Annotated in this window: 6 protein-coding genes; all 6 read right to left on the reverse strand. The window is 72.7% G+C overall.

What is annotated here, in order from left to right; genetic code table 11:
* Nucleotides 1-108 precede the first annotated feature (108 nt).
* Nucleotides 109-1,458, reverse strand: coding sequence for an MFS transporter (locus J8N05_RS31940; protein WP_210888953.1), 1,350 nt, complete (start codon nt 1,456-1,458; stop codon nt 109-111).
* The gene (locus J8N05_RS31945; protein WP_210888954.1) at nt 1,455-5,423 is read right to left on the reverse strand and encodes a non-ribosomal peptide synthetase; all 3,969 of its coding nucleotides are present in this window, start codon (nt 5,421-5,423) and stop codon (nt 1,455-1,457) included. Before J8N05_RS31945 ends, J8N05_RS31940 begins: the two co-directional genes overlap by 4 nt.
* Before the next feature lie 29 nt (nt 5,424-5,452).
* Entirely contained in the window at nt 5,453-6,223 is a 771-nt protein-coding gene (locus tag J8N05_RS31950) for a thioesterase II family protein (protein ID WP_210888955.1), read from the reverse strand.
* Nucleotides 6,224-6,324: 101 nt separating this feature from the next.
* The gene (locus J8N05_RS31955) at nt 6,325-6,537 is read right to left on the reverse strand and encodes an MbtH family protein (RefSeq protein ID WP_210888956.1); all 213 of its coding nucleotides are present in this window, start codon (nt 6,535-6,537) and stop codon (nt 6,325-6,327) included.
* Between the two features lie 97 nt (nt 6,538-6,634).
* Nucleotides 6,635-7,615 (reverse strand): helix-turn-helix transcriptional regulator, encoded by a 981-nt coding sequence (locus tag J8N05_RS31960; protein ID WP_210888957.1) that lies wholly within the window; start codon nt 7,613-7,615, stop codon nt 6,635-6,637.
* A gap of 38 nt (nt 7,616-7,653) precedes the next feature.
* On the reverse strand, nt 7,654-15,666 hold the full coding sequence (locus J8N05_RS31965) for an amino acid adenylation domain-containing protein (protein ID WP_210888958.1): 8,013 nt from the start codon (nt 15,664-15,666) through the stop codon (nt 7,654-7,656).
* Between the last annotated feature and the right edge of the window lie 16 nt (nt 15,667-15,682).

Consider the following 15,682-nt stretch of genomic DNA (forward strand, 5'->3'; position numbering starts at 1 on the left):
AAACCTCGCTTCGATGAGCTCTGTGCGTTCTTTCTTCGCTATCAACAGCTTACTTATGCAGTACGCCGAGAAAAGCCTCCGGCGGTGTGCGGAAACGGCCAGGACCCTTTAGGACACGGCCTTTTCGGTCTCAGCCGCAAGAATTGCGCGTTCGGATTCGGGGAAATCGCGCAGTTTTCGGATGGGGCTGAACAGCAGAATGGCCGTCGACAGCACTTGCAGCCCGCTCATCGCCCAGAGCGTTTCCCGGACGCCGAACAATTCGCCCAGTGCGCCGCCGAGGAGTCCACCGACGGCGATGGCGCCGAAACTGATCACGGCCGCACTCGCGCTGATGCGCCCGATCAGGTCCGGTGGGCAGTACCGCTGGCGGAAGGTGTCGGTGATGATGCTCGCCGCGACCACTCCCGCGCCGCCGCCGACTCCGCCGACGACGAAGAACGCGAGGCCGGCGCCCGGACCGGTCAGCGGGAAGAGCAGCGTGAAGGGCGCGGCGCACAGCTGGAAGACGAGCGCGGCCCGTGCGGTGCCGAGCCGGCGGGAGACCGGGTGGGACAGCACCACTCCGAGGACCCCGCCGAGGCCGCACAGCGTCAGCACCGCGCCGAGGACGGCCTCGCCGACACCGACCGTCCGTACCAGGAACGCCACTTCGATCGAACTCAGGCCGGTCAACGCGATGTTGGACACCGCGCTGAAGACCGCGAGGGTACGCAGAATGGGGTCCCGGAACAGAAATCTCAGGCCGTCGCCGACCTCGGTGCGCAGCCGGCGCCTGCGGACCGCCGGGGGCGGCAGGGGCGGCGGCTCGACCGTCCGGATCGCCCGCAGACAGAGCCACGACACCACGAAACTCAGGGCGTTGGCCAGCAGCCCGGCGACGGCTCCGAAGGCCTGCACCAGGACTCCGGCCAGGCCGGGGCCGATGACCTCCGCCGTGGACTCACTGCCCTGCAACCGCGCGTTGCCGGCCAGGAGTTCCTCGTCCCGGAGCAGGGTCGGCAGATACGCGCGGTGCGCGGTGGTGAAGAAGACGTTCGCGCAACCGCCGGTGAAGGCGGCCACGAGCAGATGGGGAACGGTGAGGACGCCCGCCCAGGCCGCGACCGGCACACTGACGAACGTGACGAAGGAGACGGCGTCGCAGGCCAGCATCACCGGGCGGCGGGACAGGCGGTCCACCCACGCGCCCGCGGGCAGGCCGAGTATCAGCCAGGGCAGATAGGCGACCGACGTCAGCATGCCGACGACGAACGTGTCGGCGTGCAGGGTGATCACGGCGACCAAGGGCAGCGCGACCACGGCGATCCCGTTGCCGAGCAGGCTGGTGGTCTCCCCGAACCAGAACAGCCGGAACTCGCGTCCGGCCACCGAGCTCTGGTGGACCGGGCTCTGGTCGACCGGGCTCTGGTGCGACGGGCCCTGGTCGACCGGGCTCTGCTGGGACGTGCCGGTCATCGTTCACCCGCCGTGGGCCGCGAACCGTCGAGCAGGGCGAGCTTCCCGGCGAGCACGGCGCCGATGCGCGCGATCGGCTCAGCCCGGGTGATCTCACCGTGGGCGCAGGCGATCTCGTGGACTTCGAGCCGGCCGGTCACATGGCCGCGCCAGGACCCGGGCGGCGGCGCGTCCTGTGGTCTTCCCTCCGTGGCGGAGAAGAACACCAGGTCACCCCGGTACGTCCCCGGCCGGAGTTCTTCGTGGATCCGGTCGTTGTCCACGAACACCCGGGCCAGCGCGGCGGCCTCTTCCTGCGTCAGCCGTTCGAGCGGGCCGCCCGGCGTGCGGAGCGTCCGCTCGTAGGCCTCGTGCCCCAGTGGTTCTCCGCCGAGCGCGGAGAGGTCGTACCCCAGGGAGTGCAGCAGCTCGGTGTACGTCTCGGAGGTGCCGTCGACGAGGGGTGGGTGGCCGGGTGTCGATTCGGGCGGGTAGCCGTCGAGCAGTGCGAGCAGGTCGACCTCGGCTCCCTGGGCCTGCAGTTCGGTGGCCAGCAGGTGGGCGACCACGGCGCCGAAGGACCAGCCGAGCAGCCGGTAGGGCCCCTCGGGCTGCACGGACCGGATCTGCCGCGCGTACTCCTCGACCGTCTCGCGCCAGGGGCGGCCGGTCGCCGCCGGATCGGTGAGGCCCTTCGACTGCAGGCCGTACACGGGGTGGCCGGCATCGAGGTGGCCGAGCAGGCCCGCGTAGCTCCAGCTGATCCCGGCGGCCGGATGCACGCAGAACACCGCCGGCCGGTCGGCTCCCGTCCGCAAGGGGAGCAGCACCGACAGGGGATCGTGCCGGGTGCCCGCGGCGAGCCGGTCCGTCAGTTCGGCGACGGTGGGTGCCTGGAACAGGTCCAGGACGGTGAGCTGCCCGCCCAGCACCGCGCGTGTCCGGGAGAGCAGTCGGGTGGCGAGCAGGGAGTGACCGCCCAGCTCGAAGAAGTTCTCCTCGGCGCCGACCCGGTCCAGCCCCAGCACCTCCGCGAACAGCCCGCAGAGGGCTTCTTCGTGGGGTCCGCGCGGACCGCGGGACGCGGGACGGTGTGCGAAGTCCGGGGGCGGCAGCGCGTCCCGGTCGAGTTTCCCGTTGGGGGTCATCGGCAGCCGTGTCACCGGCTGGAAGAACGACGGGATCATGTGGTCGGGCAGGATCGAGGACAGCCACCCGCGCAGTTCGCGCGCCTCGGGCGCCCGGTCCCCGGCCGGCTGTACGTACCCCACCAGCCGCTTGTCGCCCCGGGCGTCCTCCCGTACGGCGACGGCGGCCTGCGCCACCTCCGGGCAGCGGGTCAGCGCGGCCTCCACCTCGCCGAGTTCGATGCGGAAGCCCCGCACCTTGACCTGGTCGTCGGCGCGGCCCAGGTAGTCCAGCCTGCCCCGGTGGTCCCACCGGACCAGGTCACCGGTGCGGTACATGCGGCTCCCCGGCTCCCCTTCCGGGGCCCAGGGGCAGGCGACGAACCGTTCGGCGGTGGCCGCCGGGCGGTTCAGATAGCCGCGGGCCACGCCGGGGCCGCTCACGTACAACTCGCCCGGGACACCCGGTGCGACGGGGCGCAGTCGCTCGTCGAGCACGAAGACCCTGGTGTTGCCGATCGGTTTGCCGATCAGCGGGTGCGGGCTGTCCGCGGCGTCCCACCACAGCGCGTCCAGGGTGCATTCCGTGGGACCGTAGAGGTTGTAGCAGAGCGTCCCGGACGCCTCCCGCACCCGGTTCCACAGCGACTGCCCGGCGGCTTCCCCGCCGAGCAGCAGCACCAGCGGCGCACCCGGTCCGGACAGCAGGCCCTCGTCGAGCAGATGCTCCGCGTAGGTGGGGGTGACGTCGAGGACGTCGATCCCGGCGGCCCCGACGTAGGCCGTCAGCGCGGCGGCGTCCCGCCGGATGTCGTCCCGGATCACGTGGAGTTCGTGTCCGGCGAGCATCCAGAACAGTGCCTCCCACGACGTGTCGAACGACAGCGAGGCGGTGACGGCGGACCTCAGCCGCCGGCCCGCGGCGGCCTCGGTGCGCGCGAGCAGCCCCGCGCGGTGGAAGGCGTACAGGTTGCTCAGCGCGGAGTGCGGTGTCAGCACGCCCTTGGGGCGGCCGGTCGAGCCGGACGTGTAGATGACGTACGCCACGCTGTCCAGCAGCACGCGGCAGTCAAGGTCCGCCACGGGACCGGCCGGTGTCTCCAGCCGGTCGACGAACACCGCGGGCAGCGCGCCGAGCCCGTACGCCGCCGCGGTCGCGGTGTCCGTGACGACGGCGACCGGGGCGGTGTCCCGCAGCATGTGCGCGATCCGGTCCGGCGGGTATTCGAGATCGAGCTGCAGATAGGCCGCGCCGGTCTTGAGCACCGCCAGCATCGCCACGACGGAGTCGGCCGACCGCGGCAGGGCCAGCCCGACCACCCGTTCCGTCCCGGCTCCCAGGGCGCGCAGGCGGTACGCGAGCAGGTTGGCCCGGTCGTTCAGTTCGGCGAAGGTGAGGCTCGTGCTCCCGCACACCAGCGCGGTCGCCCGCGGGGTTCGCGCGGCCTGCTCCTCGAACAGCTCCGGCGCGGTGGCCGACGACGTGGGCGTGCCGGTGTCGTTCCATACGTCGAGGACCTGGTGGCGGTGCTCGGCGGAGAGCGGGTCGGCCTCGCCGGTGGGCCGGTCCGGTGCCGACACGAGGTGCCACAGCAGCCGGGGCAGGGCATCGGCGACGAGGTCGGCGGTGGCCCGGTCGAACAGGCCGGTGGCGTATTCGAGGGAGCCGTCGATGCCCGCGGCGTTCCCGTCCGGTGTGTGGTTCTCCCGGAAGTCGGCGGACAGGTCGAACTTCGCTACCTGCGCGTCCAGTTGCAGTTCGGTGCACTCCAGGCCCGGCAGCGCGAGCGTGGCCTCCTCGCCCCTGGACAGGGTCAGCATGACCTGGAAGAGCGGATGCCGGGCCAGTGACCGCTGCGGGTTCAGGTCCTCGACGAGCCGCTCGAAGGGGATGTCCTGGTGGTCGTAGGCGGCGAGGTCCGCGTCCCGCACCCGGTGCAGCAGCTCGGTGAAGGTCGGATCGCCGGACACGTCGGTGCGCAGCACCAGGGTGTTCACGAAGAAACCCACCACGTCTTCCAGCGCCTCGTCGAGCCGTCCCGCCACCGGTGTGCCGATCGGGATGTCCGTCCCGGCCCCCAGCCGGGACAGCAGGACCGCCAGCCCGGCCTGCAGCACCATGAACGTGGTGCACCCGTGATCGGCGGCGACCTCGGTCAGGCGCCGGTGCAGCTCGGCGTCGAGCTTCAGCGGTACCTGGTCGCCGCGGTGGTCCGCCACGGCGGGGCGCGGCCGGTCGAACGGCAGGTCCAGCTCGGCGGGCAGCCCGGCCAGTCGTTCCCGCCAGAAGGACAGCTGCGCCGCGAGGAGGCTCGCCGGATCGTCCTGGTCGCCCAGCAGCTCCCGCTGCCACACCGCGTAGTCCGGGTAGCTCACGGGCAGGGGCGTCCACCGCGGGGACTCCCCCGCGGTCCTGGCCCGGTAGGCCGTGGCCAGGTCGGTGAGCAGCGGCTCCCAGGACCACTCGTCGCAGGCGATGTGGTGGATCACCAGCGCCAGTACGTGTTCGCGTGGCGCCGTCGTGAACACCGTCGCCCGCACCGGGAGATCCGTCGTCAGGTCGAACCCGCGGTCGACGGCCGAGGAGAGCGCGTCGGTGAGCCCGCCCTCCTCGCACGCGACCACGTCCAGCTCGGGCCGCCGGTCGGACACGCGCGGTACGGGTTCGCCGTCGACCCCGGGATACACCGTGCGCAGCACTTCGTGCCGGTCCGCCAGGTCGGTGAGCGCCGCCGCCAGGGCGGTGCGGTCCAGTTCACCTCTCGCCCGGATCACGAGGGAGCAGTTGTAGACCGCCGACCGGCCGTCCACGCGATTCAGGAACCAGAGCCTGCGCTGGGCGTAGGACACAGGAGGCACTGGAGGCACTGGGGACACGAGGTAACTCCTCAGGAGGCAGGGCCGGCTGCGGCGGCGTGGACGGGGGCGATCCGGCTCGGGAGGGTCTGCCAGATCTCGGGCGTGTAGAAGTGGCCGCCGCCGAGCACGTCGTGCCGGTACGGGCCGGAGGTCAGGGCGTTCCACCGGGGACCCGCGTCGGCGTGGATCAGCGGATCGCCTGCGCCGGAGAACACCTGGAGCGGCACACCGACCGTGGCGCCGCTGTGGACGAAGGTGTCCCGGACAGCGATGTCGGCGCGCATCAGCTCCAGCGCCACCTCGGTCAGGTCGGCGCTCTCCCGGACGTGCGGGGGCAGCAGGCCGTGCGTCCCCATCCACTCCAGCAGCCGCTCGTCGCCGTCCTCGGCCGCCGGAGAGCGTTCGCTGTCGGTCAGACCGCGGTCCGGTGCGTTGCAGGAGGACAGGACGAGCGCTTCGGGCCGGTGCGCCTCGTCCGTCTCCAGCCGGGCGGCGACGTCGAAGGCCGTCCAACCGCTCATGCTGTGCCCGAAGAGGACGTACGGGCCGAGGTCGGCCGCCCGCAGGGAGTGCGCGACATCGTCCACCAGCTCGGACCAGTCGCGGGCGAAGGGCTCGACGAACCTGCCCTCCCTGCCGGGGTAGCAGAGCACGACCAGGTCGGTCGCGGGGGGCAGGTGCGCGGTCCACGGCCGGTAGGCGGCCGTGCCGCCGCCGAAGAAGCTCAGGCCGACCAGGGTCCGTTCGGCGTGCGGCGTCCGGTGCAGGGGCACCATCGTCGTGTCCCGTACGCCGCTCATCGTGACGCTCCGACGGGCGTCGGCGCGACGGGCGTCGGCGCGGCGGGCGTCGGCCCGGCGGGCGTCGGCCCGGCGGTAGGGATGTCGTCGGCTGCCATCGGTCAGGCCCCGTTCGTCGCGGCCACGAGGGACGCCGGGCGCATGTCCGTCCAGTTCTCCTCGACATGGGCGAGGCACGCGGCACGCGTCGCCGCGCCGAAGACGGTGGACCATCCGGCGGGTATGTCGATGTCCGCGGGCCACAGGGAGTGCTGTCGCTCCGCGTTGGTCAGGACGAGATAGGAGCCTGATTCGTCGTCGAACGGGTTGTTCACGGGATGGTCCTTTCAAGGTGGTGTCACAGGTGGGTGCGCGGCTCAAGGTGGTGTCACAGGTGGGTGCGGCGGGCCCGCGCGGGGGTCGCTCGGGGGGTCAGAGCCAGCCGAGTCGGGCGGCCTTGACCCCGGCCTCGAAGCGGCTGCGGGCGCCCAGGCGCTCCATCAGGGCCGCCATCATGCGTCGGGCGGTGCGGTGCGAGACGTGCAGCCGGCCGGCCGCGGCGGCATCGGTGCACCCTTCGGCGACCAGCCTGAGCAGCGCCAGTTCCTTGCCGTTCAGGGCGTCGTCCGCCGCGGGCCGTCCGGCGTCCGGCGGGGTGGCCGACGACCAGATCTGTTCGAACAGGGCGAGCAGGGGTGCGACGAGGCCGGGGTCGGTGACCTGGAGCGCGCCCGCCGTCGTGTTCCGCGGGTCGAGGGGGACCAGTGCGACGGAACCGTCGAACAGGACCATCCTCGGCAGCGGCGCCCCGGAGCGGCGGAACCGGCCCCCGTTGCCGGTCAGCCAGTGCACGTGCGCCATCGTCGCGGCGTCGTAGGAGCCGGTGTCCGTGCCGACGGTCCGGATCGACACCGAGCGGCTCAGCAGCGCCGCGTCGTTGCGGCGGGCCGCCATGAGTTCAGGCGCCGACAGCGCGCCACCGGGCCGGAGCGTCAGCACCTCGCGGGTGGCCTCGCCCGTCAGCCGGTCCACCCGGCACTGCACCTCGTCCATCCCCAGCAGCCGTTCGACCTGTTCGGCCCTGCCCGACCGGCCGGAGGCGTCGGACATCAGCAGGCGGACGACCTCGGCGTGGGTCTCGGCGATCCGCCGCTGCCGGCGCATCAGCTCCTCGTGCTGGCCGGCCAGCGACTGCTGCAGGCTCAGGACCGGGTCCACCACCGCGTAGCGGCCGGGCACCTCGAACGAGGGCCGCAGCAGGCCGAGTTCGAGCAGCCGGTCCAGGCAGGCGCGGACCAGGTCCGGCGCGACGGCCAGCCGGTCGGCGATCTCCTCGGCGACCGGGGGCGGCGAACCGCGCATCTCCCGGTACACCGCTTCTTCCAGCTGTTCCAGTCCGAACATGGTGAGCATGAGGTCCGTCTCCCAGGTGTGTCGGTGAACGCCCGCTGTCAGCGGGATGCGGCGGGCCGCAGCGCCGGCCGGGCGGGCCGGGCCGTCGCGAGGTACACGGCGACCCCGGCCACGGTCGGGGCCCGGAAGAGTTCGCGGACCGGCAGTTCCAGCCCCAGGGTCGAGCGCACCCGGGAGATCAGCTGGGTGGCCAGCAGCGAATGCCCGCCCAGGGCGAAGAAGTTGCCGTCGACCTCGACCGAGTCCAGGCCGAGCACCTGGGCGAACAGCCCGCTGAGCACTTCTTCGGTCGCCGTACGCGGCCCGGTGCCGGCCGGTGCCGCGGCCCGCGGCGGAGCCGGGCGCGCGGTGCCGTCACCGGAGTCGTCGGCGGAGATGCCGACGGAGATGCCGACGGAGATGTCTGCGGAGACGTCACCGGACCGCCGGTCATCGGATCGCCCGTCCCGGACAGGTGGTACGTCGAACTCGGCGAGCGGCCGTCGCGGGTCCTCGGCCGCCTGGGTGAGCAGCCGGCGCAGGCCGTCCGCGAGCCGTTCGCCCGTCGAGGCGTCGAACAGCGCGGTCGAGTACATCAGGGCCCCGGTCAGTCCGGCCGGTGCTCCGTCCTGGTCGAGCCGCTCCTCCACGTCGACGACCAGGTCGAACTTCGCGGTGGTCGACGGGACCGGCCAGTCGGACGCCCGCAGCCCGGGGAACCGCGGACCGGCGCCCGCGTGCTGGAGCTGGACCATGATCTGGAAGAGCGGGTGGCGGCCGGGCGAGCGCGGTGGGTTCAGCTCTTCCACCAGCCGCTCGAACGGGACGTCCTGGTGCTCGTAGGCCGCCAGGTCGGTGGCCCGGACCCGGGCGAGCAGTTCCGCGAAGCTCGGGTCCGCCGAGAGGTCGGTGCGCAGGACCACCGTGTTGACGAAGAACCCGACGACGTCGTCGACGGCGTCGTCCGTGCGGCCGGCCACCGGGGTGCCGATCGGGATGTCCTCCCCCGCGCCCAGCCTGCCGAGCAGGGCGGCGCACGCGGCCTGGAGCACCATGAACAGCGTGCAGTGGTGCTCCCGGGCGAGCGCGAGCAGGCTTCGGTGGAGGTCGGGACCCCACTCGATGTCCGCCGTTCCGCCCGCGTAGTCGCTGATCTCGGGTCGCGGCCGGTCCGTCGGCAGGGCCAGTTCCACCGGGAGACCGGCCAGCCGCTCGCGCCAGTGGGTCAGCTGACGGGACAGCACACTGTCGGGGTCGTCCTCACTGCCCAGCAACTCCCTTTGCCACAGCGCGTGGTCGGCGTACTGCACCGGCAGTTCGTCCCAGCGCGGAGTCTCGCCCCGGGTGCGGGCGGCGTAGGCGGTGGAGAGGTCGCGCAGGAGCGGGTCGAGCGACCAGCCGTCGCAGATGATGTGGTGGAACACCAGCAGCAGGACCTGCTCCTCGTGGCCCGTCGTGAACAGGTGGGCGGCCAGGGGAGGTTGTGCGGCCGGGTCGAAGCGCTGGTCCGCCGCCGTGCGGATCGCCGCACCGAGTTCGGCCCCGGGCACCTCGCGGTGCACCAGTACCGGCCGGAACGTGCCCGGCGCGAGCACCGACTGCGCCGGCCGGTCGCCCCGTTCGACGAAGACCGTCCGCAGACTCTCGTGCCGGTCGATGACGTCGGACCACGCCTGTTGGAGGGCGTCCCGGTCCAGCGGACCCGACAGGCGCAGGGCGACGGGGAGGTTGTAGCTGGTGCCCGTCTCCTCCCACTGGTCGAGGAACCACAGCCGCTGCTGGGCGTAGGACAGCGGCAGCACGTCCGGGCGCTTTCCCGCCCGGAGCGCGGGCCTGCCGGGGAGCACTTCGTCGAGGCTGTCCGCCAGCCCGGCCACGGTCGGGGTGGCGAACAGCAGCCGGGCCGGCAGTTCCACGCCCAGCACGGAGCGCGCCCTGCTGCTGAGGCGCACGGCCAGCAGGGAGTGGCCGCCGAGCTCGAAGAAGCCGTCGTCGATGCCCACCTCGTCACGGCCGAGCACGTCCGCGAACAGTCCGCACAGCAGCTCCTCGCGGAGGGTGCGCGGTGCGCGCCGGGTGCCGGTGGGGTAGACCGGTTCCGGCAGCGCGGCGACGTCGACCTTTCCGTTCGGGGTCAGCGGCAGTTCGTCGATGACGACGATCGCGGCGGGCACCATGTGGTCCGGCAGGTTCTGCCGTACGAACTCGCGCACCCGTCGCACGTCGGGTTCCGTGTCCCGCGCGAGCACGTAGCCGACGAGCCGTGCGTCCCCGGGCCGGTCCTCGCGCAGGACCGCCACCGCGTGCGCGACCTCCTCGTGGCGGGCCAGTGCCGCCTCGACCTCGCCGAGTTCCACGCGGAAACCGCGGATCTTGACCTGGTCGTCGGCCCGGCCGAGGAACTCCAGCGCACCGTCGTCGGTCCACCGGACCAGGTCGCCCGTGCGGTACATGCGCCGGCCGGAGCGGAACGGGTTCGCGACGAACCGCTCGGCGGTGAGACCGGGGCGGTTCACATAGCCGCGCGCCAACTGGGCCCCCGCGACGTACAGTTCGCCGATCACCTTCGGCGGGACGGGACGCAGGGCCGGGTCGAGCACGAACACGTCCACGCCGGGGATCGGCCGGCCGATCAGGGGGCGGTCGCCGTCGTCCGTCGTCCAGAAGAGGGAGTCGACCGTGGTCTCGGTCTGTCCGTAGATGTTGTAGGCGGTGATCCCCCCGGTCTCCCGGAGCCGTGTCCACAGCTTCTCGCCCACCGTCTCCGCGCCGGTCATCAGCACCGCCGGCGGCGTCCGGTCCGGGTCGAGCATCCCCTGCCGGATCAGCTCCTCGGCGTAACTGGGCATCACGTCCAGGGCGTCGATGCCGCACCGGTCCAGGTAGCGGGCCATGGCGGCGGGGTCGCGGCGGGTGTCGTCGCCGATCAGGTGGAGTTCGTGGCCGACGGCCTGCCACAGCAGGGCGACGACCGAGGTGTCGAAGGAGAGGGACGCGGTCAGCGCCATGCGGCAGCGCCCCGAGTCGCGGGTCCGCTCGGCGGTGGCGACGACCTCCTCGCGGTAGAAGGCGAGCAGGTTGGCCAGTCCGCCGTGCGTCACCATCACGCCCTTGGGCACACCGGTCGACCCCGAGGTGTAGACGACGTAGGCCGGATGGTCCGCGGCGAGCGCGACCGTGAGTTCCTCCGGCGATTCGCCGTCGGGTGCGGGGCGGTCGACGAGCACCGGGTCGGGTACGGGCAGCGACGCGGCGGACGCGCTGTCGGTGACGACCAGGGCGGCGGCGGAGTCCGCCAGCAGGTGGGCGATCCGCCGGGCCGGGTACGCCAGGTCGACGAAGAGGAAGGCGGCGCCCGACCTCAGTACCGCCAGCAGGGCGATCACCAGGTCCGTGGTCCTGGGCAGGGCCACCGCCACCACCCGGTCCGGGCCCGCGCCCCGGCTCACGAGGTGGCGGGCGAGCCGGGTGGCACGTGCGTCGAGTTCGGCGTAGGTCAGCGCGGTGTCCTCGAAGACCAGCGCCGTCGCGTCGGGCGTACGGGCGGCCTGCTCCCGGAACGCGTCGGGCAGGAACACGGTCCGCGGCGCGGGTACGGGCACGGGTCGCTCGGCGAGGAGGCGTCGCCGTTCCTCGTCCGAGAGCACGTCGACGGCGCCGATCGGCCGTTCCGGGGCGGCGAGCACCTGCTCCAGCAGCCGTCGCAGCCGTGCCACGAGCTGTTCGGCGGTGGTCCGGTCGAACAGTTCCTCGGCGTACTCCAGGTAGCCGGTGAGTCCGGCCGGTGCGCCCCGGTCGTCGCGCCCGTCGACCAGTTCGAGACTGAGGTCGAACTTCGCGATGTCCCAGCTCACCGGGGCGTGGCCGGTCTCCAGTCCGGCGAAGTCCGCGGTGGTGGTCTCGCCGTGCTGCACCTGGATCATGACCTGGAACAGGGGGTTGCGGGACAGTGACCGCTCGGGCCTCAGGACCTCGACGAGCCGCTCGAAGGGGACGTCCTGGTGGGCGAACGCCTCCAGGTCGGTGTCCCGGACCCGGCGCAGCAGTTCGGTGAACCCCGGATCGCCCGCGGTGTCGGTGCGCAGCACCAGGGTGTTGACGAAGAACCCGACCAGATCGTCGAGCGCGCTGTCCGTCCGGCCCGCCACCGGGGTGCCGAAGGGGATGTCGGTGCCCGCGCCCATCCGGGTCAGCAGGGCCGCGCATCCCGCCTGCAGCACCATGAACAGCGTGCAGCCGGCGGACCTGGCGAGTTCGAGCAGCCCGCGGTGCAGCTCCGGCTCCCAGTCGATGGCCACCGTGCCACCGGAGTGCGCCGCCACCGCGGAACGCGGCCGGTCCACCGGCAGCGTCAGCTCCGCCGGCAGGTCGGCCAACCGGTTTTGCCAGTAGGCGGACTGACGGGACATCAGGCTGTTGGGGTCGTCGTCGGCGCCGAGCAGTTCTCGCTGCCACAGCGTGTAGTCGGCGTAGCGCACGGGCTGCGGCGCCCAGTCCGGCGCGCTCCCCTCGCGGCGGGCGGTGTACGCCAGGCCGAGGTCCCTCAGCAGCGGGTTCAGGGACCAGCCGTCGGCCGCGATGTGCTGGATGACCAGCAGCAGGACGTGCTCCTCCCGGCCGAGCGGGAACAGGGTGGCCCGGACGGGCGCGTCCGCGGTGAGGTCGAACCGGTGGCGGACCCGCTCCGCCATGGCGTCGGCGACGTCCGGCTGCGCCACCTCGACGACCTCGATCGCGGGGACGGAGTCCAGCACGACCGGGTGCGGTTCACCGCCCTCCTCGGGGAAGACCGTGCGCAGGCTCTCGTGCCGCCGCACCACGTCGGCGAGCGCCTGGGCCAGCGCGTCCCGGTCCAGCGCCCCGGTGAGACGGACCGCGACGGGCACGTTGTACGTTCCGTCGTCGCCCTCCATCCGGTTCAGGAACCACAGCCGCCGCTGGGCGGGCGACAGCGGCACCGGTTCCGTCCCCGTCCGGGCGGTCAGCGCGGGGCGCGCGGCGCCGGTCAGCCGGGCCAGTCCGGCCACCGTGGGTTCGGCGAACAGGTCCCGGATCTCGAACCCCTCCCCCAGGACCGACCGGATCCGGGAGAGCAGCCGCAGGGCCAGCAGGGAGTGCCCGCCCAGGTCGAAGAAGTGGTCGTCGATCCCCACGCGGGGCACCCCGAGCACTTCCGCGAAGAGTTCGCACAGGATCTCCTCGCGCGGGCTGCGCGGCTCCCGCACGGCGTGCGCGGTGCGGTCGGGCTCCGGCAGCGCGGCCCGGTCGAGCTTCCCGTTCACCGTCGTCGGCATGGCCTCGACCAGGACCACCGCGGCGGGGACCATGTAGTCGGGCACGCTGTCCGCCGCGAACCGGCGGAGTCCGCGGTCGGTGAGGCCCGGTGACCGGGGCACCACGTACGCCACCAGGCGCTGGTCGCCCGGCCGGTCCTCCCTGAGGACGACCGCGGCCTGGACGACCTCGGGGTGGCCGGCCAGTACCGCCTCGATCTCGCCGAGCTCCACACGGAAGCCCCGGATCTTCACCTGGGCGTCCGCGCGGCCGACGTACTCCAGCTCGCCGTCGGCGGTCCAGCGGGCCAGGTCGCCGGTCCGGTACATGCGCTCCCCGGCCGCGAACGGGCAGGCCACGAATCTCTCGGCGGTCAGCGCGGGCCGCCCGGCGTATCCCCTGGCGAGCTGGATCCCGCCCAGGTACAGCTCGCCCACCACCCCCGGCGGCACCGGCCGCAGCCCGCCGTCCAGCACGTACGCCGACACATTGGCCAGCGGCCGGCCGATCGGCACCGCACTTCCCTCGTCGTCGGGGCGGCACTGCCAGTAGGTCGCGTCGACGGCGGCCTCGGTCGGTCCGTAGAGGTTGTGCAGTTCGGTGGAGCCGAGCGTGGCGAACAGTTCGCGCTGTGTCTCCGCGGGCAGGGCCTCGCCGCTGCAGATGATCCGGCGCAGGCCCGTGCAGTGGGCCGCGGCGGGCTCCCGGAGGAACGCCTGCAGCATCGAGGGCACGAAGTGGGTGACGGTCACCGATTCGCGCCGGATCAGTGCGGCGAGGTAGGCGGGGTCGCGGTGGCCGCCGGGCTTCGCGATCACCAGGGCGGCCCCGGAGATCAGTGGCCAGAAGAACTCCCACACCGATACGTCGAACCCGGCCGGGGTCTTCTGCAGGACCCGGTCGGCGCCGGTGAGCCGGTACCGGTCCTGCATCCACAGCAGCCGGTTGACGACGGCGGCGTGCGGGACCACGACCCCCTTGGGGCGTCCGGTGGATCCGGAGGTGAAGATGACATAGGCGGCGTGCGCCGGGAGCGGTCGCACGAGGGGGGCGGAGACCGGCTCGATGGGCTCGTCGAGCAGCAGCTTCGGCGTGGCGCCGGGGACGGCGCCGGCGTTCTCCGAGTCGGTCAGCACGAGGAGTGGCCCGGCGTCCGCGACCATCGCGGCGATCCGCCCGGCGGGATGGTCCAGGTCCACCGGGAGGTAGGCCGCGCCCGCTTTGACGACCGCGAGGATCGCGACCACCAGGTCCACCGAGCGGGGCAGTGCCACGGCCACGATCCGGTCGGGACCGGCGCCCCGGTGGGCGAGTTGCGCCGCCAGCCGGTCCACCCGTGCGGCCAGTTCGGCGTAGCTCAGCCGCTCGTCGGCCGCGACCAGGGCCGGCGCGTCCGGGGTGCGCCGGACCTGCTCCGACCACAGCTCGGCGAGCGTCACCGCGGGCAGCTCGACCGCGGTGTCGTTCCACCGCCGTACGACCCGGTCGTGCTGCTCGGGCGACAGCAGGGTCAGCGCGGACAGCGGTCGGTCCGGGTCCTCCGCCACCTGTTCGAGGAGCAGCACCAGCCGGTCGGCGAGCTCGGCCGCCTGTGCGGCGGTGAACAGGTCCGGGCGGTAGTGCAGGCGCAGCGCGAGCCGCTCGCCCGGTTCGACGGCGAGGGTCAGCGGAAAGTGCGCGCTGTCCCGGAACGTGACGGCCACCTGGAGTTCGCCGTCGGGCGAGTCGACCTTGTAGTCGTGCATCGGGAAGTTGTCGAAGACGACGTTGGTGTCGAAGAGCGCGGTGGGGAAGCCGGCCAGGCGCTGGATCTCCGTCAGGCCGAGGTGGTCGTGGTCGAGCGAGGCGGCGCGGCCCGCCTGGATCTGCTCGAACAGCGCGCTCAACGAGGCCGCCCGGTCCAGCCGTACCCGTACCGGGACCGTGTTGATGAGCATCCCGATCATCGAGTCCGCGCCGGTCAGCTCCGCCGGACGGCCGCTGACCGTGGAGCCGAACACCACGTCGTCGCGGCCGGTGAGCGAACCGACCAGGACGGCCCAGACGCCCTGGCACACCGTGTTGAGCAGGACGTGGCTCCGCCGGGCGTGCGCGGTCAGCAGCGCCGTCGTCCCCGACGGCAGCAGCACCTCGACCTCCTCGGGCGGCGGACCGCTGCGGGAGTCGGCGGACGCGACGAGCGTGGGCTCGGCGACGCCCTCCAGGGCGGCCGCCCAGTGCCGCTCCGCGCCGGCCCGGTCCTGTCGGGCCAGCCATGCCAGGTGGTCCCGGTAGGGACGTACGGGCGGCAGGCCCTCGGTGCCGCCCGCCTGCGAGTACACCGCGAAGAGTTCCTGGAACAGCAGGGCGAAGGACCAGCCGTCCAGCAGGAGATGGTGGGCGGTCACGAGCAGCCGGTGGTGGTCGGCGGTGTGCCGGACGAGGGTGAACCGGATCAGCGACGATCCGCCGACGTCGATGCCGCGGTCCCAGTCCTGCTCGGTCAGTTCGGCGATCCGTTCCGCCGCGTCCTCCTGACCGATCTCGATCTCCTGCCAGTCCAGGGGGACTTCGCGGCGGACCACCCGGATCGGTTCGCCCGACTTCCGGTACCGGAATCCGGAGCGCAGGGTGGCGTGGCGCCGTATCACGGTGTCCGCGGCGGCCTTCAGGAGCGCGGAATCCACCGGCCCTTCGAGATCCACCGCGAATTGCGCGAGGTAGGGACTGTGCTTTTCCCGGTCGAACAGCGCGTGAAAGAGAAGGCCTTCCTGCAGGGGTGACAGGGGAAGGACGTCTTCGACTACCGACTGGTTCATCTTGAGTGTCAACTTC

Source organism: Streptomyces liliiviolaceus, assembly GCF_018070025.1.
Taxonomy (GTDB): domain Bacteria; phylum Actinomycetota; class Actinomycetes; order Streptomycetales; family Streptomycetaceae; genus Streptomyces; species Streptomyces liliiviolaceus.